This window comes from Deinococcus malanensis, assembly GCF_014647655.1.
Taxonomy (GTDB): domain Bacteria; phylum Deinococcota; class Deinococci; order Deinococcales; family Deinococcaceae; genus Deinococcus; species Deinococcus malanensis.
Map to the genome: position 1 here is coordinate 38,705 of NZ_BMPP01000009.1, position 17,147 is coordinate 55,851.

The window sequence follows — 17,147 nt, forward strand, 5'->3', positions numbered from 1 at the left end:
TGTATCCCGAACCAGCCCCCTCTCACCAGCCCTGACCACATTTACTCGCGGGCGTGGGCCAGGGCATTGTCGATCAGTGTGGTGACATGGGCGTCCAGCAGACGGTAGTAGGCCACCCGGCCCACCTTCCGGAAGGCCACGACCCGTCCGGCTCGCAGCAGCCGCAGCTGATGGCTGACGGCACTCTCACTGCTGCCCACGGCAGCGGCCAGGTCGCACACACACAGTTCCCGGGCGCTCAGGGCACTCAGAATCCGCAACCGGGTGGGGTCGCCCACCAGTTTCAGAAAGTCGCTGGCCCGCTCCACACAGCTGGTGTCCGGCAGCGCCTCGCGCGCGGCCTGCACCGCCTGCGGGTGCACGCAGGTGACGTCACAGGCCCCCTCTTCCAGCAGGGAGGCAGGCAGGGCAGCCTTCACTGTCCCCTCCCCTTCCAGCGCAGCAGCCGCAGCGCATTGGCGGTCACCAGCACAGTGGCGCCGGTATCTGCCAGTACCGCCATCCACAGGCTGGTAAAGCCCAGCAGGGTGGTGACCAGAAAAATCGCCTTGAGGCCCAGTGCAAACGCAACGTTCTGCTGAATGTTGCGCAGGGTCGCCCGGGACAGGCTGACCAGATCGGCCACACCGCCTACCCGGTTATTCAGCAGCGCTGCACCGGCTGTTTCCAGAGCCACGTCGGTGCCGCCGCTCATGGCGATCCCCACGTCGGCGCGGGCCAGCGCCGGCGCGTCGTTGATGCCGTCACCGACCATGGCGACCGGGCCTGGCAGCTGACCGATCAGACGAAGTTTGTCGTCCGGCAGCAGTGCCGCATGGACTTCCAGGCCCAGTTCCCTGGCGATCCCCTGTGCAGCGCGGGCGTTGTCGCCAGTCAACATGACCGGGCTTATCCCCAGGCGCCTCAGCCCTGCGATCGCCTGCTGGGCGTCCGCGCGCGGCTCGTCACGCAGGGCGATGACGCCCACCGGGGCAGTGCTGTCCAGAACCACGACCACAGTCTGTCCCTGGGCCTCGTACCTCTCGACCGTCTGCATAAACTCCTCGGGCAGGTCCTGCTGCTCTGCGGCAAAGCGTGGTGACGCGACCGTGATCAGGCGGCCTTCCACCGTGGCGCTGACTCCCAGGCCAGCCAGGGCCCGTCCGTCCGCAGCGTCGGGCAGGCTCACCCCTCCCGCCCTGGCTGCGTCGAGGATGGCGCGTGCCAGCGGATGGCTGCTGCCCGATTCCACGGCCGCCGCCAGACGCAGAACCTCCTGTTCAGAAAGACCGTGTCCTTGCACGTTGGTCACCCTGGGCCGCCCCACAGTGAGGGTGCCAGTCTTGTCGAACGCGACGGTCCTGACCCGGCCGATGGCCTCCAGCGCCGCGCCGCCCTTGATCAGCAGACCACGGCGGGCCCCGGCGCTGATGCCGCTGGTGATGGCCGCCGGCACGCTGAGCACCAGCGCGCAGGGGCAGCCGATCAGCAGCAGACTGATTGCGCGGTACAACCACGGCTCCCAGGCCTGACCCAGCAGCGGCGGCACGGTGGCCACCAGGGCCGAGACCAGCACCACACCCGGCGTATACACGCGGCTGAAGCGGTCGATAAAACGCGCGGTGGGCGCCCGGCTAGCCTCAGCCTCCTGCACCAGGTGGATGATCCGGGCAATGGTGTTGTCGGCGGCCTCGCGGTCTACCCGCACGGTCAGCGTGCCGCTGGTATTGATGCTGCCGGCATAGACGTGGTCGCCCACCTCCTTGTCGATGGGGACGCTTTCGCCCGTGACCGGGCTGTCGTCCAGGCTGGAACGGCCACCCAGGATGGTGCCGTCGGCCGGTACCCGCGCTCCGGGATTGACCTGAACTGTCTGACCGGGGGAAAGGGTCGCAGCGGCCACCTCACGCAGGCCATCTGCGCTGACCAGCAGAGCGGTCCGGGGGGCCAGGGCGGCCAGTGCCGCAATCCCGGCGCGTGCCCGTCCGGCAGCCAGTCCCTCCAGCAGTTCCCCGATCGCGAACAGAAACACCACCACAGCCCCCTCGGCCGCCTCACCGATGCCCAGGGCCCCCAGCGCCGCGAGGCTGACCAGCGTGTAGATGCTGAACGGGTCACCCAGGTGCGCGCTGGCCACGGCCCGGCGCAGCAGCGGCCAGACCCCCAGCAGGGTTGCGGCGATGTACCCAGCGGTGCCCCAGGCCGGGGCCACGAACCCCACCCCCCAGGCCAGCAGCAGCAGCAGACCCGCCGTCGCGACGACGCGGCCCTGTCCGGTGGCATACCACGCCGGGCTGGATGCCACCGCGGCACGGTGCAGGTCGGCATCTGGATTGTGCGGTTCGCGGGGCTGCCCATGATCGTGCACCATCCCAGGCTGGGCAGGCATGGCCGGCTTCAGAACCGAGGGCTGGTACCCCAGCGAACGCAGGCTGGCTTCCAGCGTGCCACGCGGCGTGCGCGACTCGTCAAGCTGCAACTGCAGGCTCTGCCGGGCAAAACTGGTTCTAACCTCCGCGGTGCCGGGCAGCCGCTCCACCATGCGCTCCACCTTCTGCACGCAGGAGGCACAGTCCATGCCCTCCACGAAGTAGGACAGTTCCGTGGCACCCGGCTCCACACGAGATGGCATGGCCACAGTATATATGAACAGTTGTTCATATATACAGAGAACAGCGGCTGTCCACACCAATACGTTTCCGGAGGCTGTACCGAGATCAGAATGTGAGAATTTCGTGGTCGAACTGTAGTGCGGGTCCGGTTGACGCTGTCGTGTGCGGGTGTAGGCTGTCTCTGAACGAACAATGAGCACAGCAGGTCCATCGCTTTCTTCCGATCTATAGTTGCCCCAACAGCTGTATGGACCGGGTGATCAATGCTCTTCGCAGGAGGTTTTCTATGTCACGTAAGTCTTTTCTGGCATCCACCGTACTTCTGGCCTCTCTGACCCTCGGCATGGCTGAGGCTCAGACCTACACTGGTCCCAAGGTCGCCCTGACCTTTCTTCACGGTTTTACCGGTCCTGACCGGCCCGTCATGGAAGCGCTGGTCAAGAAGTTCAACGATACCCACCCCAATATTCAGGTCCGCGCCCAGGCCCAGCCCTGGGGCACCACCTGGCAGCAGCTGCCCTCGCTGGTGGCCTCGGGCCGCGCGGCTGACGTCGTTGTCATCAACGAGGACCAGATCACCGGCTTTATTGCACGTGGCGCTGTGTCCCCGCTGACCGCCGCCGAAATGAAGGCGGCAGGCATCGACAAGACCCGCTTCTTCGGTCCGCTGTTCCAGACCGCCGACTACAAGGGCCAGTCCTATGGCCTGCCGATTTCCAGCGTGGCCTACGCCATGTTCTACAACAAGGACCTGATGAAGAAGGTCGGGCTTGATCCCAACAAGCCTCCCCGCACCCGCGAAGAGTTCCTGCGGGCCGCGCAGTTGTGCACCGTGGATAAGAGCGGCAAGAACGCCACGCAGGCCGGATTTGATCCCAAGAACCTGGATACCTGGGGCGTCAGCCTCTACAACAACTGGGTGGGCGCCCGCGCCGCCTACGCCGCCATCCTGCAAAACGGCGGAGCCATGGTCGACAAGAACCAGAATGCTGCCTTCAACACGCCGCAGGCGGTCAGTGCCGTGCAGTTCCTGGTGGACCTGGTCCAGAAGCACCGCGTGGCGCGCCCCAACAGCACCGAGGAAGCCGAGCTCGCGGCCTTCAGCCAGGGCAAGGTCTGCATGTTCCCCAGCGGCCAGTGGTATCTCGACCGCTTTGAGAAGCAGAAGATGAACTTCGGCGTGACCTTCATGCCGCGCATCGGTGGCACGGTCCGTGACGCAGCCTGGGGCGGTTCAAGCCACCTGACGCTGCCCAAGCAGCGCGCCGGCTATGACGCCAACAAGCGCCGCGCCGCCCTGGCCTTCATGTCCTGGATGGCCCAGCCTGCACAGAACCTGACCTGGACCAGCACTGGCAGCCTGCCCACCCAGGCCGCCGTGGCCAGGAACACGCAGTTTGCCAAGGCGCCCATCAGCGGCATCTTTGACCGCCTGAACAGCGTGTATGCCACCAGCGGCTACCCCTGGGTCGGCCAGGTCATGGCGCCCTTCGACCAGGCCTGGGAAGCGGCCTATCTGGGCAAGAAGTCGGTTTCGCAGGCCCTGAACGACGGGGTCCGCGAGTCCAACAAGCAGATTGAGCAGGCCCGCAAGAACTTCAGGTAACCGCGGCCCGGAGGGGCAAGCGGCCCGAGCTTCCGACCTCCGCCCCGGCGTGGTCTGAACGCCGGGCCGCTCCTCTTTATTTCAGTTTCCTTCGGTTTTTTCCGGCATGACGCGCGAGGTGCCCCACCTATGACCATCACGCAAGCCCCAGGTAAGACCACCACCGCGCAGGCGCCTGCACCGCGCCCCCGGCTTAATCTGGAACCGTACCTGTATCTGCTGCCGCACGCTCTGCTGTTCTTCGTCTTCACGGTCTATCCGGTGGGCTACGGCATCTATATCGCCACGCACCGCTGGGATCTGCTGGCCGAGACCCAGGCGTTTGTGGGCTCGGAGTATTTCCGCAACCTGTTTACCCCGGGCTCTCCACAGTTCGAATTTTTCTGGCGCACCCTGATCAACACGGCCTTCTTTACGGTGGTCACGGTGCCGCTGCTGGTGGCCTCTTCTCTTGGGCTGGCTGTCCTGCTGCACCGCCCGATCTTCGGGCGGGCTTTTTTCCGGGCCGTCTTTTTCATGCCCGGCATCCTGACCGTTTCGGTGATGGGCATCCTGTGGCGCTGGATGTTCGACAACCAGATCGGTCTGGTCAATGCCGCGCGCGCCCTGATGACCGGCGCCGGGCCGATCCCCTGGTTGTCCACCGAGGGCCTGGCCTGGATTCCCATCGTGGTGGGGACCGTGTGGTGGACCGTGGGCTTCAATATGACGCTGTATCTGGCCGCGCTGAGCAACGTGTCCCAGAGCCTGTACGAGGCCGCGTCGCTCGACGGCGCCACGTCCGGGCAGCAGTTCCGGTACATCACCTGGCCCATGCTGGGGCCGATTACGCTGTTCGTGACCGTCACGACCGCGCTGGCCTCGTTCCAGCTGTTCGGCCAGTCGCTGGTCATCACCAACGGTGGACCCAGCCGCAGCACCCAGAGCGTGACGCAGTACATCACTGAAGAGGCCTTCACCAACTCGCAGTACTCCAGCGCCGCGGCCATGGGCTTCGTATTCGGGCTGTTCATGCTGGTGCTGACGGCCGCCCAGTTCCGCATCATGGCGCGCGACGTACAGGCCGGGGAGCAGAAATGACCGTTCAGACTTCCACCCCTGCCACCTACCAGCGCCGCCGGGTGCCGCGCGACCTGGGCCGTTTCCTGCTTCTGTGTGTGCTGTCGGTGCTGTTCCTGGCCCCGCTGTACTGGATGCTCACGACCTCACTGAAGTTCGAGGCCGATGCCATTGCCTCACCGGTGCAGTGGTGGCCGAAGAACCCCACACTGGAAAACTACAAGGAGGTTCTGACCTCCCCGGACGGGAACATCCTGCGCTGGACCTGGAACTCGCTGTTCGTGGCGTTTACCTTCACGGTCGGTCATGTGCTGCTGTGCGCGCTGACCGCATACCCGCTGGCCCGCATGAGTTTCCCGGGACGCAACGCGTGGTTCTGGTTCATCCTGTCGAGCCTGATGATCCCAGGCATCGTGACCCTGATTCCGCACTACATCATGATGCTGGAGTTCAACTGGATCAACAGCTACCACGCGCTGATCTGGCCCGGTATCAGCGGGGTGTTCGGCGTGTTTCTGCTGCGTCAGTTCTTTGTCGCCATTCCCCGTGAGCTGGAGGAAGCGGCCCGTCTGGACGGTGCCAACAGTTTCCAGATTCTGTGGCGCATCATTCTGCCACTGAGCATTCCCTCGCTGATCACGCTGGCGGTCTTTTCGTTCATGGGCTCGTGGAACAACTTCCTGTGGCCGCTGTTTACTGTGACCGAGGTAGACAAGATGACGCTGCCGGTCGGCATCACCACCTTCTCGCAGCGCTACGTCACCGAATACGGCAAGCTCATGGCCGCCACCACGCTCGCGGCCGTTCCGGTGCTGGTCGCCTACCTGATCGCCCAGCGATATCTGGAAGCCGGTCTGTCCACCACCGGTCTCAAGGAGTAACCATGGCCCAGTTTCTTTCGGCCCCGCGCCTGGCCCTGACCCTGGCCCTCAGCGCCCTGCTCACCGATTCGGCCACCCTGGCTGGCGGTGGCGGGCCCACTCCCGCAGCCCGGCCCGCAGCGTCCCCGGCCACCCGCACCGCCACCTTCCGCAACCCGGTGATCGACGAGAACTTCCCTGACCCACACATTCTGCGCGTGGGCAAGACCTACCACGCCTACGCCACCAACACCGCCAATGCCAACGTGCCGCACGCGACCAGCCGCAACCTGTTGCAGTGGGAACGGGCTGGGGATGCCATGCCCATCCTGCCCACCTGGGCGGCGGGCGGGCGCACGTGGGCGCCGGAAGTCGCTAAGGTCGGCAAGAAGTACGTGCTGTATTACACCGCGCAGCACGCTGACAGTGGACGTCAGTGCATCGGCGCGGCCAGTGCCACGTCACCGGCCGGGCCCTTCCGTGACGCGTCCAGCAAGCCCCTGGTCTGCCAGCTCGGCGAAGGCGGCAGTATCGATGCCAACCCGTTTCTGGATGCTGATGGGAAGTGGTACCTGCTCTGGAAAAACGACGGGAACTGCTGCAACCAGGCGACCAACATCTACATCCAGCAGATGAGCAGCGACGGCCTGCGCCTGACCGGCAAAGCCACCTCGCTAATCCAGAACTTCGAATTGTGGGAGGGCAATGTTATCGAGGCCCCGTCCCTGCACCGCGCCGGGGGCGTGTATTACCTGCTGTACTCGGCCGGGCCGTTTGACAGCACGCTCTATTCGGTCGGCTACGCCACGGCGAAGCGGATCACTGGCCCCTACCGCAAGGCGCCGGAAAATCCCATTCTGGTCAGCAAGGGCAAGGTCGCCGGCCCCGGGCATCAGACCATTGTTCAGGACGGCGCAGGACGCACGTGGCTGGCCTATCACGCCTGGGACGAGGCGCGCATCGGGGACGCGGTGGGTTACCGCAGTCTGCACCTGTCCCCCATCACCTTCGCGGGGGGCAAGGTAAAGGTCGCTGCCCCCTCACTGGCACCCCAGCGGGCGCCCACGCCATGACACGTGGCGTTGGCGGTTCAGGCAGGCAGCCCTCTGTGACCTGTGCAAGGTTCCTGCGATGAGTGATTCGACCACGCGCGGTACCCTCCCCCAGCATCCCTTGTACTCCGGGGACTTCGCCGACCCTTTTGTTCTGGAGTTCGGCGGCATGTACTACGCTTACGGCACCGGTTTGCACGGTCAGGAAGGCGTGAGGGCCTTTGAGGTGCTGTCCTCACCTGACCTCCAGACCTGGACATCACACGGCGGCGTGCTGGAGCCGCTCAGTCCTGAGCGCCAGGATTACTGGGCTCCTGAGGTCGCACGGTCCGGCGATACGCTGTACATGTACTACTCGGTAGGCCACGGGGACGCGGGGCATCATCTGCGGGTGGCGACCGCCACCGATCCCCTGGGCCCCTTCGTGGATCAGGGACTGAACCTGACGCCGGACGAGCCCTTTGCCATCGACCCCCACCCCTTTCAGGCTCCGGACGGGTCGTGGTGGCTGTTCTATGCCCGCGATGACCTGACTGGAGACCGCCCCGGCACCCTGCTGTCGGCCGCTCCGCTGCACGACATGACCCGCCTGGGCGAGACGCAGACGATCCTGCGGGCCAGCGGTGACTGGCAGGTGTATCAGCGGGCCCGTACCATGTACGGCGCCGTGTACGACTGGCATACCCTGGAAGGACCCTTCGTGCTGTACCGCAACGGCCGTTACCACCTGCTGTACTCGGGCGGAGCCTGGACCAACGAGAGCTATGGAGTGGGGCACGCCACGGCCGATCATCCGCTGGGCCCCTGGACCGAGCCGGTACCTGGCGCCAACGTGCTGCGGACAGCCGGGCACCTGACCGGCCCCGGCCATGCCAGCGTGACCCGGCTCGCCGGCGAGGACATTCTGATTTTTCACGCCTGGAATGAAGAACGCACCCGCCGGCAGCTTCATGCCGCGCCTTTGCGCTGGACTGGAGATCTGCCCAGTGCCCTCCCTGAGTCTCTGCCCTCCTGATCTACACCTGTGCTTCCAAATGGCTCTTATACAGTGCATCCAAAGAGCCCCGTTTCCTGCGGGGCTTTTTTGCTGCCATGCCGACGTCATTCGGAGCCCCCGGGCCGTAAAAATAATCAGCAGCGTGACCGGGTTAGGGTAGACAACTCCACTGCTCCGCAGCGCTGTGTCAGAACTCTGTCTGGGCCGGACCCGGAAACTGTAAGCTATGCACAAATCGAAGCGCCGGCGCTGGCTCGCGGTCCTGGGACTGGCAAGTATGTCAACAGGATTGTCGGCTTCTGTGCAGCTTAATCAGCTGATGATCATGATGGACGAACCAACGCCATGTCAGGGTGTGGCGGTGCGTTTCGCCGAAGGCTCCAGGAAACTTGGAGAGTTCACGGTACTGACCAATGGCGTCATCAACCCCCGGGGGACCGTCAAGAGCTTTCCGACGTTTTAAAAGGGCAAAACCTATCAGGTCGACGCGAGTTGCATCTCCACGAAATCCGGGCCCCTGAATTCCTCGATCACCTTCAAAGCAGACGGCCGGACCGTGATGCTGGTATTCAAGAAGATGGGATTTATGTTCAAACGCGGTGGTCTGGCGTACTGAGGCCAGCCGATCATCAGAAGCTCTGCCTCAAACGAAGGCTGAATGGCCCGGCACACCGATACACTGTCGACGGCTGTAGAACCTTTGGACGAAGCGCTGAACTTGTGCCTGTCATATGGATTCCGGTGAATCGGTTGTCCCATAACTGATTCATCTGACCGAAGGGAGCAGGAAAAACGGTGACGGAGAGGAGTGGGGACACCGAGGCATGACGCAGGGGGCGGAACAGATCATCCGAAATCCGTATCAGGCCATCCCGAGTCCGCTCTCTTGCAGCGTTCACATCGCCTGAAGGCGACAGCTGATCGCACCAGCCTGCGTGAAGCAAAAAAGCAGCCCGAAGGCTGCAGGCTATATTTCTATCAAGAGGGGCCCAACTCAGTGATCTCTGGCCGGACTGTCCTTCAGCCCCGGGCAGGAAACGACAGGTGGCCTTCAAACTGCCACAGACTGAACTTCAGAGGCTTCTTCTCCACCAGTGTCCCGTGCATCAGGCCGTGCTGGGTATTGACCTGAACGTCGCACCGCCCGTGCGTCTGGCAGTCGTCGTGGAGGGCGTCAATGTCCGACTGCAGGGTTCCCTTGGGCAGATGCCCTGCTTCTGCCAGAATTGTCAGCCGCTTATTTTGTTGCACATGATATTTGCCATTCAAAATCAACATACAATTATTGTACACTATTTTGCCCAAATAATATAGCGTCGCCATCGATATTATCCTATGTATTTGTATATCCTGGGGCCAAATAGCGAATTGCGCAACTGGGAATCTTCCCAAGAGATTATCGAGAAGCAGACAGATTGATCCATAAAGTTACGAGCAGCAAAAATTCTAAATTGCCCGAATCTAAAAAAATATGGACATCATTTCAGACAGACCAGCGGTAAAACGAACCCGTGAGGCAGGAGGCTTTCAGGTCATTCGTGCTTACAAAAAAGTGCGAAGGGGAAATTTCTTTTAGAACATCGTTCCCCAAGCATCAAACAAAAAACCCCGCGCTGGGCGGGGGCTTTTTTCTGGAGCCAGGGGTCGGACTTGAACCGACGACCTGCTGATTACGAATCAGCTGCTCTACCACTGAGCTACACTGGCTGGTTTTTGCCATGCGTCAACAGGCTTGCAAAGTATAAGGAGCGGCCCCAGGGGTGTCAAGGTAAGGAGGCGCGGATTCTACTTCAGCCTGTTTCCTTGCTTGACGTCCTGGCGGCGGCTCCCAGCACAAGCCGATACCTCTCTGAGCTTTTCACCGCGAATCGGTCCTATGCTCTGCACCATGAGTTTTGAGACGGTGTACGGCACGGCAGGTCCGCTGGAGTGGTTATGTCTCGCGCCGCATCCGGACGACGCAGAGATCGGAGCAGGCGGCACCCTGATCCGCCTGAGCCGTGCCGGACACGCGGTAGGCATTCTAGAGCTTTCCAGGGGTGAGGGCGGCACCCTGGGCTCGGCAACAGTTCGTATGGCCGAATGCGTGGCTGCCGCGCAGGTCATGGGGTTGAGCTGGCGCGGCCAGCTGGGGCTACCGGACGGCGGCCTGCTGGACAGCCCCGCCGAAGCCCGCGCCCTGGCTGAGGTTCTGCGCGCGGTGCGGCCCCGGGTTCTGGTAGTGCCTCACCACCGCGATCGGCATCCCGACCATTTCGGGGCCTATCACCTGGCCAAGCGGGCGGTGCATCTGGCCGGACTACGCAAGGCCGACGTGGCAGGCGCGCCGCACCGGGTCGGACGGGTACTGCTGTATCAGGGCAACGCCGACATTCAGGCCAGCGTGCTGATAGATGTCGAGGAGGTACTGCCAGTGTGGGAGGAGGCCATCCGGGCCCACAAAAGCCAGTTCTCGGGACAGGTCATCTCGGAAACCGTCACGCCGGAAGTGATCGAGCGGCGCCGCGCGCGCCTGATGTACTGGGGTACCCTGGCGCGGGTGCGCTACGCCGAGGCGTTTGAAAGCGATGACGCCCTGCTGGTGGACCCGACTACGCTGTAAAGGTCAGGTCGGGACCCGGCTGCCCTGGAGTTCGTTGATCTTGCCCAGCACCACTTCGGGGCGGATGGTGTATTCGCTGGGCTTAGCCTCCACGTGCTCAAAGCGGACCACACCGTCCCGGTCGATCAGGAAGACGGCCCGGCCACTGATTCCGCGCTCGTCGATAGCCACACCGTATTGCCGGGCCACGTCCAGCTTCATGTCGGCCAGCAGGGGCACCTCAATGCCGTAATCGGCAGCCCAGGCCTTGTGGGCATGCACGCTGTCACGGTTAATGCCCAGAATGACGGCGCCGGCATCGGCAAAATCGTCCTGACGGCCAGAATATTCCGGCAGCTGCATGCTGCACACCGGGCTGAAATCCAGGGGATAAAACACCAGTACCACATGCTTGTGTCCACGGTAACTGCCCAACGTGATGTTCTCACCCGTCGAGGAAGGCAGTGTGAAGTCCGGGGCAGGCTGACCGAGCAAACTCATGCGACCCAGTCTAGCGGCTATGCCCCCTGGAAAAGATCCCTGTGTCTCAGCCAGCCGACCGTAACCTGGCCGGGTCCAGTACAGGAGATCAACCGGATTCACGGGTTCCCGACCTCCAGCCCTCCGGCCATGATCCACGGGTGCCGATGCTACCTGGACAGCACCATGGTCTGGGCCCGGAAACGATGCTCTGCGCTGTTTCCAGATGACCAGACCTGCCGCTGACCGAGTACTGGTCAGCATTCCGGCATGAACATGCACTGAGTCCAGATTCATCGGAATGCTCTGTAATCGCGCGTAGGCTGGAGTCTCTCCCGGTTCACAACCGCGTAAGGAGGAAGTCCTGATGGCCGACATTCTGCCCCCCGACATGCTGGAGCGTTCCCGGACGTTGCCCGGCCTGCTGAGCAACGCCGAGAAAGACCGCCTGATCGAGCGAGGCTTCCTGGGCCTGTACCGCTGGTACACTGCCCGCAGCCAGGAAACCCGCAACTGGAACCCTGACCGCAGCTTCGACTGGCGCCAGATGAACCAGAACCTCCCGCCTGATGTCATCACGGTGATTCAGGGCTTTTTCGCCGTGGAGCAGTACGCCCCGGACTTCACCAGTCACCTGGTGCACCTGGTCCGGCGCAGCCACGGCCGCAGCCACTTCCAGCTCAGGTGGGGCAGCGAAGAGGAAAAGCACGCCGACACCTGGGAAAACGCCGTGCTGTTCAGTGGCCAGCGCAGCCCCCAGTGGATAGCCGAGTACAAGGAGCGCCTCAAGTCCCAGACCTGGGAACTGCCCTTCCCCGACGCCATCCACAATCTGGTCTACACCGTGTTTCAGGAACGCGCCACGCAGCTCAACTACCTGAACATGATGAAAATTGCGCAGGGCAAAAGTGACAAGCCGCATCTGCGCGGCGTGGAGGACCCGGTCCTGGCGCGGGTGTCCCAGATCATTGCGGTGGACGAGGCCGCGCACTACAACTTCTTCCTGGAAGGAGTGCGGATGTACCTTTACTACTACCCCGAGGCGACGCTGAATGCGATCAAGAATGTGATCGCGCAGTTCTCCATGCCGGCCGCGAATCTCGTGCCGGACTGGGAGGCGTTCTTCGAGACGGTCTACCGCGCTGGTGTCTATGGGCCCCGTGAATTCCAGCGCGACGTAATGCAGGTGGCCTTCCGCAATCTGGGCATCGAGAGCCGCAAGGCCCTGGAGGAAGGCATCCGCAAGACCCGCGAGGTCCCGGATTTCGACGGCGGCAATTTCAAGACCACCGCCATCTGGGACACCTTCGACTACGGCATGGTCGAGGGCGACGTGCGGCGCCTGCACGTCAAGATTCAGGACTACGAGAAGGAAATCGGCTTTGACCAGTACGATCCCACCGAGTTCGTGGAAAACCCGGAGGTGCCCCGCAGGGAGGGCGCCGCGGCTGACGACTGAGCGGCTGGAGCTATCTTTGACATCAAAACCCCCGGCGTATCAGCCGGGGGCTTATTTTTGGCGCTGCGTTCAGCTTGCTCTTTCAGAAGCGCGCTCCGTGGCCCGGAACTCATCTTCTAGACCGTAGATTTCCAGAAAGCGCCGTATCCGGGCCGAAAGGGTCGGAAGCGGCGCCACCTCTCCGCACACCCAGTCGGGCTGGTAGTTGCGGCACACGGCCGGGCGCGCGGTATAGACGGCGCACAGGCACTCCGGACTCAGGTGAGTACACGGGATACCCAGCGGCTTTTGCAGGGCGTGAATGTCCGGCGCCGAGCAGCAGGCCCCGCACGCGGTGCATTCCGCCACAACCAGGCTGCGCGGGGCAAACTCCGGCGGGGCGGTAAAGCGCTGGGGCCAGGACATGGCTTCCTAGTGCAGGGCCTGCACGGCCCTGATCAGGGCGTCGTTCTCGGCCGGTGTACCGATGGCAATGCGCAGGCAGCCCCGCAGTCCAGGCAGGTTGTCCTGACGGCGGATCACGATGCCATGCGAGAGCAGCGTCTCGTAAGCTACTTGCGGGTCCGCGGTGCGCAGCAGGAAAAAGTTGCCCTGGCTGGGCAGCGCCTGACAGGTGGGGTGAGCCTGCAGGGCGTCCAGGACCCTCACGCGCTCGCGCACGCCTTCCTGCACGCGCTGACGCACGTAAGCGGGCTGCTCCAGGGCAACTTCCAGGGCGCACTGAGTCAGGGTGTTCATGGTGAAGGCGGAGACCAGCTTCTGGAGGTTCTGGGCCAGCGCAGGACTGGTCAGCGCGTAGCCGGCGCGGATGCCCGCCAGCCCCCAGGCCTTGCTGAAGGTGCGCAGACTCAGGGCATTGGGATGCGCGCGGACCAGGGTGCGGTAGTCGGTGTCGCTGTATTCGTGGTAGGCCTCGTCCACCACCACCACCCAGCCGCGGGCGGCCTCGACCAGTTCCTGCACAGCGTCCGCGCCATCGACAAATCCGGTCGGCGCGTGGGGCTGGGTGATATACAACACGCCGGGCGGGTTCGCGGCCAGGGCAGCTTTAAGCCCTTCGACAGGCAGCGAAAAGTCCTCGTTGAGCGGCACCTGCACCAGCTTGGCGCCCAGCAGGGAGGCTTCCAGGGTATAGACGCTGAAGGTGGGATCGACCGTCAGTACCGTCTGGTTGATGCCCGCCAGCTCGGTCAGGATCTTGATCAGCACGTTGCTGCCGGGTGTGAGCACCACGCCCTCGGCTGCCCAGTCCTCGTAGGCCGCCACGCGGGCACGCAGGGTATCGGCGTGCAGGTCCGGATACCGGTTCCAGGGACGCTCCAGCATGCGGCGCACCGCCTCGGCCTTCAGCTCGGCCGGAAAGTCGTACGGGTTCTCGTTCTGGTCGAGCTTGATCGGCACGTCAGCTGGGGTAAACGGATAGGCGGGTACGGCGCGCACAGCCGGGCGCACGCCGGGCAGAGCCGTGTCCGGCAGAGGAGTAGGCGTGGAGGTCATGCTGTCCGTTGTACCACTCCTGCTCGCAGCGCTGCCCGGAGGCGTCCAGCTTCACCAAACGAGCGTTAGGCATCGTGCTACCCTGCGTGCCATCCCGGCGCGCTCCTCTTCTCCAGCCTGCTCCAGGGCGCCCGAGGCCAGAGCCCGCTCATGACTGACACCAGCAAACCCCGCCGCGAACAGATTCTCGATTCCGCCAGCCGCCTGTTTTCCGAGCGGGGCTATCACGCCACCAGCATGCGGGATCTGGCGGGCGAACTGGGCATGCAGGGGGGCAGCCTGTACGCGCACATCAGCGGCAAGGAAGAACTGCTGATCGAGATCGTCAATCAGGCCTCGTCGCAGTTTGACACGGCGCTGTTTTACCTGCGCGATGACCCCCGCCCGGCCGCTGACAAGCTGCGTGAGGCGATGCACCGTCACATCCGGGTGGTGGCCGACAACATGGACAGCGCCACCGTCTTTTTCCACGAGTGGAAGCACCTGTCGCCCGAGGCCTACGCCCGCGTGACCAGCTGGCGTGACACCATCGATCACTTCTACCGTGACCTGGTGACCGAGGGCATAGCACAGGGCCAGTTCCGCGCGGACCTGGACCCCAAGATGACCGCTAACCTGATCCTGTCGGCGGTGAACTGGGCCTACACCTGGTACCGTCCTGGCGGTCAGATGACGCCGCGCGATGTGGCCGACCAGTATGCCGATATGCTGCTGGGGGGCCTGCAGGCCCCCCAGCGCGGAGAAAACCCATGAGCCATCCCACGGTCACCGTACCGATCCGTCAGGCCCTGCGCTATGCCCAGGAGCGCGCAGCCCGGCTGGAGCGCACGCAACAGCTCGAACTGGGCCAAGACCTATTTATACGGATTGCCCCTGGTGGCCGCAAATTCCTGCTGTTCTGCCTGGACGGCGAGCCGGACCGCAGCGCCGCTGAGGCGGTGGCGGCTGCACTGGGTCTGCGAGATCCCCAGTATGGCTGGCATCAGGGTCAGACGCTGCGCTCCATGACCGTGGTCGAGGCCGGAGACCCAGATGAACCGGCTGATGAGAACATGTCCGGAGCCTCATGAGGACCGCGTAAGATTCACGACCTGTAGCTCATCGGGATTAAATGAGGCGCATCTAAGGTGGGCCGTATGAAAAAAGTTCTCTCCCTGCTGATCGTGCCCCTGACACTGGCGTCCTGCAGCACCCTGGGTATTCCCAATGCCGACGTCTCCGGCAACATTAACGGCACCCAGCCCTCTGGCAAGATCCGCCTGGCCTTCCGCGGCATGACCGTGGCCGGTTATCAGGCGCCGGTGGCCGACCAGATCAATATCCCTACCTTCAATCCGGAAAAGCGTGCTTACGCTGTGAGCCTTCCCGAATCTCCAGCAAACGGCGCCTACGAACTGCTGGCCTACGTGGACGCCAACGGGAACAACCGCTATGACAGCGCCGACAACGAGGTGCGCACCGCCTCGACTGGCAAGGCCTTCATTTACAGCAAGGAAGGCACCGGCAGCAAGAGCGGTACGGATCTGATGAACCTCAAGCCCGGCTGGACGCTGTACAACGCCAACGAACTGAAGGTCGAGAAGAGCGGCGCGCCGTTTACGAACTACATCCTCAACTGGTAATTCCTGTCTGGATCAAAGAGAGGCCCCACACGCGTGTGGGGCCTCTCTTTGCTGCAATTCAGGTTTGTTATCCCTCAAACTTTGGGATTTGTGCCCTCGAAGGTCGCCTTGAAGTTCTGGAGGTCCTCGGCGATCTGCTGGCTGGGCTCCTCACCGAACAGCTTGGCAACGGCCGCTCCCAGGGCGCCGGCGGGCGGACGGTAACTCAGGGCCACGTGCACGCGGGTGCCGCCGCCGGGGAGGCTTTCAAACTGCACGCTGCCGGCATTGTCCACGGTGGCGCCGGGCAGGCTGTGCCAGCCGATACGCTCGCCGGGCTTGTCATTGACGATCTCGGCTTCCCACTCGACGTGGGTGCCCAGCGGCGCCTTGGCCACCCAGCGGCTGCGCTTCTCGTCGAGCACAGTCACGCTTTCGAGGTGGCTCATGATCTGCGGGAGGTTTTCCAGCTTGCGCCAGTAGGCGTACACCAGTTGGGCGGGCCGGTCGATCACCACGCTGTGCTCCACAAAAATAGGTTTGGCGGCCGTGGCGTTGCCGCTCAGGCCGGCTGCGGCCATCACGGGATCCTGGCCGGTGGCAGCGCGGTAGGCCAGGTATCCGCCCACACCGGCCAGGGTCAGGCCCAGGACGCCGCGCTTCTTGAGGCCCATCAGGAGCAGGGCTCCACCTGCTGCGCCGCTGATCATGCGGGTCTGGTCCATGCCTGCGGTGCCGTTCGTGCCACTGTTGCTGTTTGTCATGGTGGTTCCTCCGTTACGTGAGTCAGTGTAGGTGGCGGCCCTCATGAAGCGGGTGAAGCCTGGGCCAAGCCGAATTAAACCCCAGCTGCAGCCACGTGCAGCTCAAGGGAAATGAGGTCAGTCGTCGTGCTCGTTGCGCGCGTGGCCACTGCCGCCCATGATCGCCGCGTCCTGCCCCTCGGCGCTGGGACGCAGCAGGCCGCTGTTGTCCATCTGCTTGGCCGGATCGCTCTGGTTCAGGATGCCGTCGGGCATGCCGCCGGGCTGCGCGTCCTGGCTGGTGATCTCCTGCGTGGCAGCCTGATCGGCCGCCGTGGTCGGCCCACCTTCCAGATTGGGGTCCAGGTTGGTGTTGGCCCCGCGGCTGGAGGTGGCACTTGCCTTGTCCGTCTCCAGGGTAACGGGGGGATTAGATGTGCTGCGGGGATTGCCTTCTCCCATGTGCTGGCCTCCTGTGACTGGCCCCCGCATCTGTCCATAGGGGGCCACAACTCCCGCCATCCTGCGGCGCGGACAGCGCAGAGCGGATGTGGAGGCCTTGTGGCCCCGCTTACGCTTGCGCCTGCCGGAGACCATTCCTGCACGCTAACCTGACCGCCA

Annotated in this window: 19 protein-coding genes and 1 tRNA gene; 11 read left to right on the top strand and 9 right to left on the bottom strand. The window is 63.6% G+C overall.

Annotated elements, in window-relative coordinates:
* Positions 1-41 precede the first annotated feature (41 nt).
* Positions 42-419, bottom strand: a complete 378-nt coding sequence (locus tag IEY49_RS11570; RefSeq protein WP_229780755.1) for an ArsR/SmtB family transcription factor — start codon at positions 417-419, stop codon at positions 42-44.
* Positions 416-2,611, bottom strand: coding sequence for a heavy metal translocating P-type ATPase (locus tag IEY49_RS11575; RefSeq protein WP_189008588.1), 2,196 nt, complete (start codon positions 2,609-2,611; stop codon positions 416-418). Before IEY49_RS11575 ends, IEY49_RS11570 begins: the two co-directional genes overlap by 4 nt.
* Before the next feature lie 266 nt (positions 2,612-2,877).
* Between IEY49_RS11575 and IEY49_RS11580 the strand changes: the two genes are divergently transcribed.
* From IEY49_RS11580 to IEY49_RS11605, 6 genes are all read left to right on the top strand, one after another.
* A complete protein-coding gene (locus IEY49_RS11580) occupies positions 2,878-4,197 on the top strand; it encodes an ABC transporter substrate-binding protein (RefSeq protein ID WP_189008591.1) in 1,320 nt (439 codons plus the stop codon).
* Positions 4,198-4,326: 129 nt separating this feature from the next.
* Positions 4,327-5,277: a carbohydrate ABC transporter permease gene (locus IEY49_RS11585; RefSeq protein WP_189008594.1), complete on the top strand. Its 951-nt coding sequence runs from the start codon at positions 4,327-4,329 to the stop codon at positions 5,275-5,277.
* Positions 5,274-6,137 (top strand): carbohydrate ABC transporter permease, encoded by an 864-nt coding sequence (locus IEY49_RS11590; RefSeq protein ID WP_189008597.1) that lies wholly within the window; start codon positions 5,274-5,276, stop codon positions 6,135-6,137. Before IEY49_RS11585 ends, IEY49_RS11590 begins: the two co-directional genes overlap by 4 nt.
* 2 nt (positions 6,138-6,139) lie before the next feature.
* Positions 6,140-7,189: a glycoside hydrolase family 43 protein gene (locus IEY49_RS11595; RefSeq protein WP_189008600.1), complete on the top strand. Its 1,050-nt coding sequence runs from the start codon at positions 6,140-6,142 to the stop codon at positions 7,187-7,189.
* A gap of 58 nt (positions 7,190-7,247) precedes the next feature.
* Positions 7,248-8,183 carry a glycoside hydrolase family 43 protein gene (locus IEY49_RS11600; RefSeq protein WP_189008603.1) on the top strand — a complete coding sequence of 312 codons (936 nt, stop codon included), beginning with the start codon at positions 7,248-7,250 and terminating at the stop codon, positions 8,181-8,183.
* A gap of 307 nt (positions 8,184-8,490) precedes the next feature.
* Complete coding sequence (locus tag IEY49_RS11605) at positions 8,491-8,628, top strand: hypothetical protein (RefSeq protein WP_189008606.1); 138 nt, start codon at positions 8,491-8,493, stop codon at positions 8,626-8,628.
* A 557-nt stretch (positions 8,629-9,185) separates the two neighbouring features.
* Here the strand turns inward: IEY49_RS11605 and IEY49_RS11610 are convergent.
* Together IEY49_RS11610 and IEY49_RS11615 are read right to left on the bottom strand one after the other, a co-directional pair.
* Positions 9,186-9,443, bottom strand: a complete 258-nt coding sequence (locus IEY49_RS11610; RefSeq protein WP_189008609.1) for a hypothetical protein — start codon at positions 9,441-9,443, stop codon at positions 9,186-9,188.
* 354 nt (positions 9,444-9,797) lie between these two features.
* Positions 9,798-9,872, bottom strand: a tRNA-Thr gene (locus tag IEY49_RS11615).
* A 181-nt stretch (positions 9,873-10,053) separates the two neighbouring features.
* Between IEY49_RS11615 and bshB1 the strand changes: the two genes are divergently transcribed.
* Positions 10,054-10,767 carry a bacillithiol biosynthesis deacetylase BshB1 gene (gene bshB1 / locus IEY49_RS11620; protein ID WP_229780756.1) on the top strand — a complete coding sequence of 238 codons (714 nt, stop codon included), beginning with the start codon at positions 10,054-10,056 and terminating at the stop codon, positions 10,765-10,767.
* Between the two features lie 3 nt (positions 10,768-10,770).
* Here the strand turns inward: bshB1 and IEY49_RS11625 are convergent, their stop codons facing one another.
* The gene (locus IEY49_RS11625) at positions 10,771-11,247 is read right to left on the bottom strand and encodes a peroxiredoxin (RefSeq protein ID WP_189008616.1); all 477 of its coding nucleotides are present in this window, start codon (positions 11,245-11,247) and stop codon (positions 10,771-10,773) included.
* Positions 11,248-11,593: 346 nt separating this feature from the next.
* Here IEY49_RS11625 and IEY49_RS11630 point away from each other — a divergent pair, with 346 nt between their 5' ends.
* Positions 11,594-12,685: an acyl-ACP desaturase gene (locus tag IEY49_RS11630; RefSeq protein ID WP_189008619.1), complete on the top strand. Its 1,092-nt coding sequence runs from the start codon at positions 11,594-11,596 to the stop codon at positions 12,683-12,685.
* A 69-nt stretch (positions 12,686-12,754) separates the two neighbouring features.
* On the opposite strand, the gene IEY49_RS11635 is transcribed toward IEY49_RS11630, so the two are convergent.
* Both IEY49_RS11635 and IEY49_RS11640 read right to left on the bottom strand, forming a co-directional pair.
* The gene (locus IEY49_RS11635; protein ID WP_189008622.1) at positions 12,755-13,090 is read right to left on the bottom strand and encodes a YkgJ family cysteine cluster protein; all 336 of its coding nucleotides are present in this window, start codon (positions 13,088-13,090) and stop codon (positions 12,755-12,757) included.
* A 6-nt stretch (positions 13,091-13,096) separates the two neighbouring features.
* Positions 13,097-14,182, bottom strand: a complete 1,086-nt coding sequence (locus tag IEY49_RS11640; RefSeq protein ID WP_189008626.1) for a pyridoxal phosphate-dependent aminotransferase — start codon at positions 14,180-14,182, stop codon at positions 13,097-13,099.
* Between the two features lie 150 nt (positions 14,183-14,332).
* Between IEY49_RS11640 and IEY49_RS11645 the strand changes: the two genes are divergently transcribed.
* The 3 genes from IEY49_RS11645 to IEY49_RS11655 all read left to right on the top strand — a co-directional run bounded on the left by IEY49_RS11645 (position 14,333) and on the right by IEY49_RS11655 (position 15,804).
* Positions 14,333-14,935 (top strand): TetR/AcrR family transcriptional regulator, encoded by a 603-nt coding sequence (locus IEY49_RS11645; protein WP_189008629.1) that lies wholly within the window; start codon positions 14,333-14,335, stop codon positions 14,933-14,935.
* Positions 14,932-15,252, top strand: a complete 321-nt coding sequence (locus tag IEY49_RS11650; protein WP_189008632.1) for a hypothetical protein — start codon at positions 14,932-14,934, stop codon at positions 15,250-15,252. The genes IEY49_RS11645 and IEY49_RS11650 overlap by 4 nt, the downstream gene beginning before the upstream one ends.
* A 66-nt stretch (positions 15,253-15,318) precedes the next feature.
* A complete protein-coding gene (locus IEY49_RS11655; RefSeq protein WP_229780757.1) occupies positions 15,319-15,804 on the top strand; it encodes a hypothetical protein in 486 nt (161 codons plus the stop codon).
* Positions 15,805-15,878: 74 nt separating this feature from the next.
* Here IEY49_RS11655 and IEY49_RS11660 read toward each other — a convergent pair whose 3' ends face one another.
* Together IEY49_RS11660 and IEY49_RS11665 are read right to left on the bottom strand one after the other, a co-directional pair.
* A complete protein-coding gene (locus IEY49_RS11660; protein WP_189008638.1) occupies positions 15,879-16,547 on the bottom strand; it encodes an SRPBCC family protein in 669 nt (222 codons plus the stop codon).
* A gap of 117 nt (positions 16,548-16,664) precedes the next feature.
* Positions 16,665-16,988 carry a hypothetical protein gene (locus IEY49_RS11665; protein WP_229780758.1) on the bottom strand — a complete coding sequence of 108 codons (324 nt, stop codon included), beginning with the start codon at positions 16,986-16,988 and terminating at the stop codon, positions 16,665-16,667.
* Positions 16,989-17,147: the final 159 nt, after the last annotated feature.

Bases quoted from the DNA above. Each gene is read 5' to 3' on its own strand.
- IEY49_RS11575 (WP_189008588.1), bottom strand. From the start codon at position 2,611: ATGCCATCTCGTGTGGAGCCGGGTGCCACGGAACTGTCCTACTTCGTG.
- IEY49_RS11580 (WP_189008591.1), top strand. From the start codon at position 2,878: ATGTCACGTAAGTCTTTTCTGGCATCCACCGTACTTCTGGCCTCTCTG.
- IEY49_RS11585 (WP_189008594.1), top strand. From the start codon at position 4,327: ATGACCATCACGCAAGCCCCAGGTAAGACCACCACCGCGCAGGCGCCT.
- IEY49_RS11590 (WP_189008597.1), top strand. From the start codon at position 5,274: ATGACCGTTCAGACTTCCACCCCTGCCACCTACCAGCGCCGCCGGGTG.
- IEY49_RS11595 (WP_189008600.1), top strand. From the start codon at position 6,140: ATGGCCCAGTTTCTTTCGGCCCCGCGCCTGGCCCTGACCCTGGCCCTC.
- IEY49_RS11600 (WP_189008603.1), top strand. From the start codon at position 7,248: ATGAGTGATTCGACCACGCGCGGTACCCTCCCCCAGCATCCCTTGTAC.
- IEY49_RS11605 (WP_189008606.1), top strand. From the start codon at position 8,491: ATGATGGACGAACCAACGCCATGTCAGGGTGTGGCGGTGCGTTTCGCC.
- IEY49_RS11610 (WP_189008609.1), bottom strand. From the start codon at position 9,443: ATGTTGATTTTGAATGGCAAATATCATGTGCAACAAAATAAGCGGCTG.
- bshB1 (WP_229780756.1), top strand. From the start codon at position 10,054: ATGAGTTTTGAGACGGTGTACGGCACGGCAGGTCCGCTGGAGTGGTTA.
- IEY49_RS11625 (WP_189008616.1), bottom strand. From the start codon at position 11,247: ATGAGTTTGCTCGGTCAGCCTGCCCCGGACTTCACACTGCCTTCCTCG.
- IEY49_RS11630 (WP_189008619.1), top strand. From the start codon at position 11,594: ATGGCCGACATTCTGCCCCCCGACATGCTGGAGCGTTCCCGGACGTTG.
- IEY49_RS11635 (WP_189008622.1), bottom strand. From the start codon at position 13,090: ATGTCCTGGCCCCAGCGCTTTACCGCCCCGCCGGAGTTTGCCCCGCGC.
- IEY49_RS11640 (WP_189008626.1), bottom strand. From the start codon at position 14,182: ATGACCTCCACGCCTACTCCTCTGCCGGACACGGCTCTGCCCGGCGTG.
- IEY49_RS11645 (WP_189008629.1), top strand. From the start codon at position 14,333: ATGACTGACACCAGCAAACCCCGCCGCGAACAGATTCTCGATTCCGCC.
- IEY49_RS11650 (WP_189008632.1), top strand. From the start codon at position 14,932: ATGAGCCATCCCACGGTCACCGTACCGATCCGTCAGGCCCTGCGCTAT.
- IEY49_RS11655 (WP_229780757.1), top strand. From the start codon at position 15,319: ATGAAAAAAGTTCTCTCCCTGCTGATCGTGCCCCTGACACTGGCGTCC.
- IEY49_RS11660 (WP_189008638.1), bottom strand. From the start codon at position 16,547: ATGACAAACAGCAACAGTGGCACGAACGGCACCGCAGGCATGGACCAG.
- IEY49_RS11665 (WP_229780758.1), bottom strand. From the start codon at position 16,988: ATGGGAGAAGGCAATCCCCGCAGCACATCTAATCCCCCCGTTACCCTG.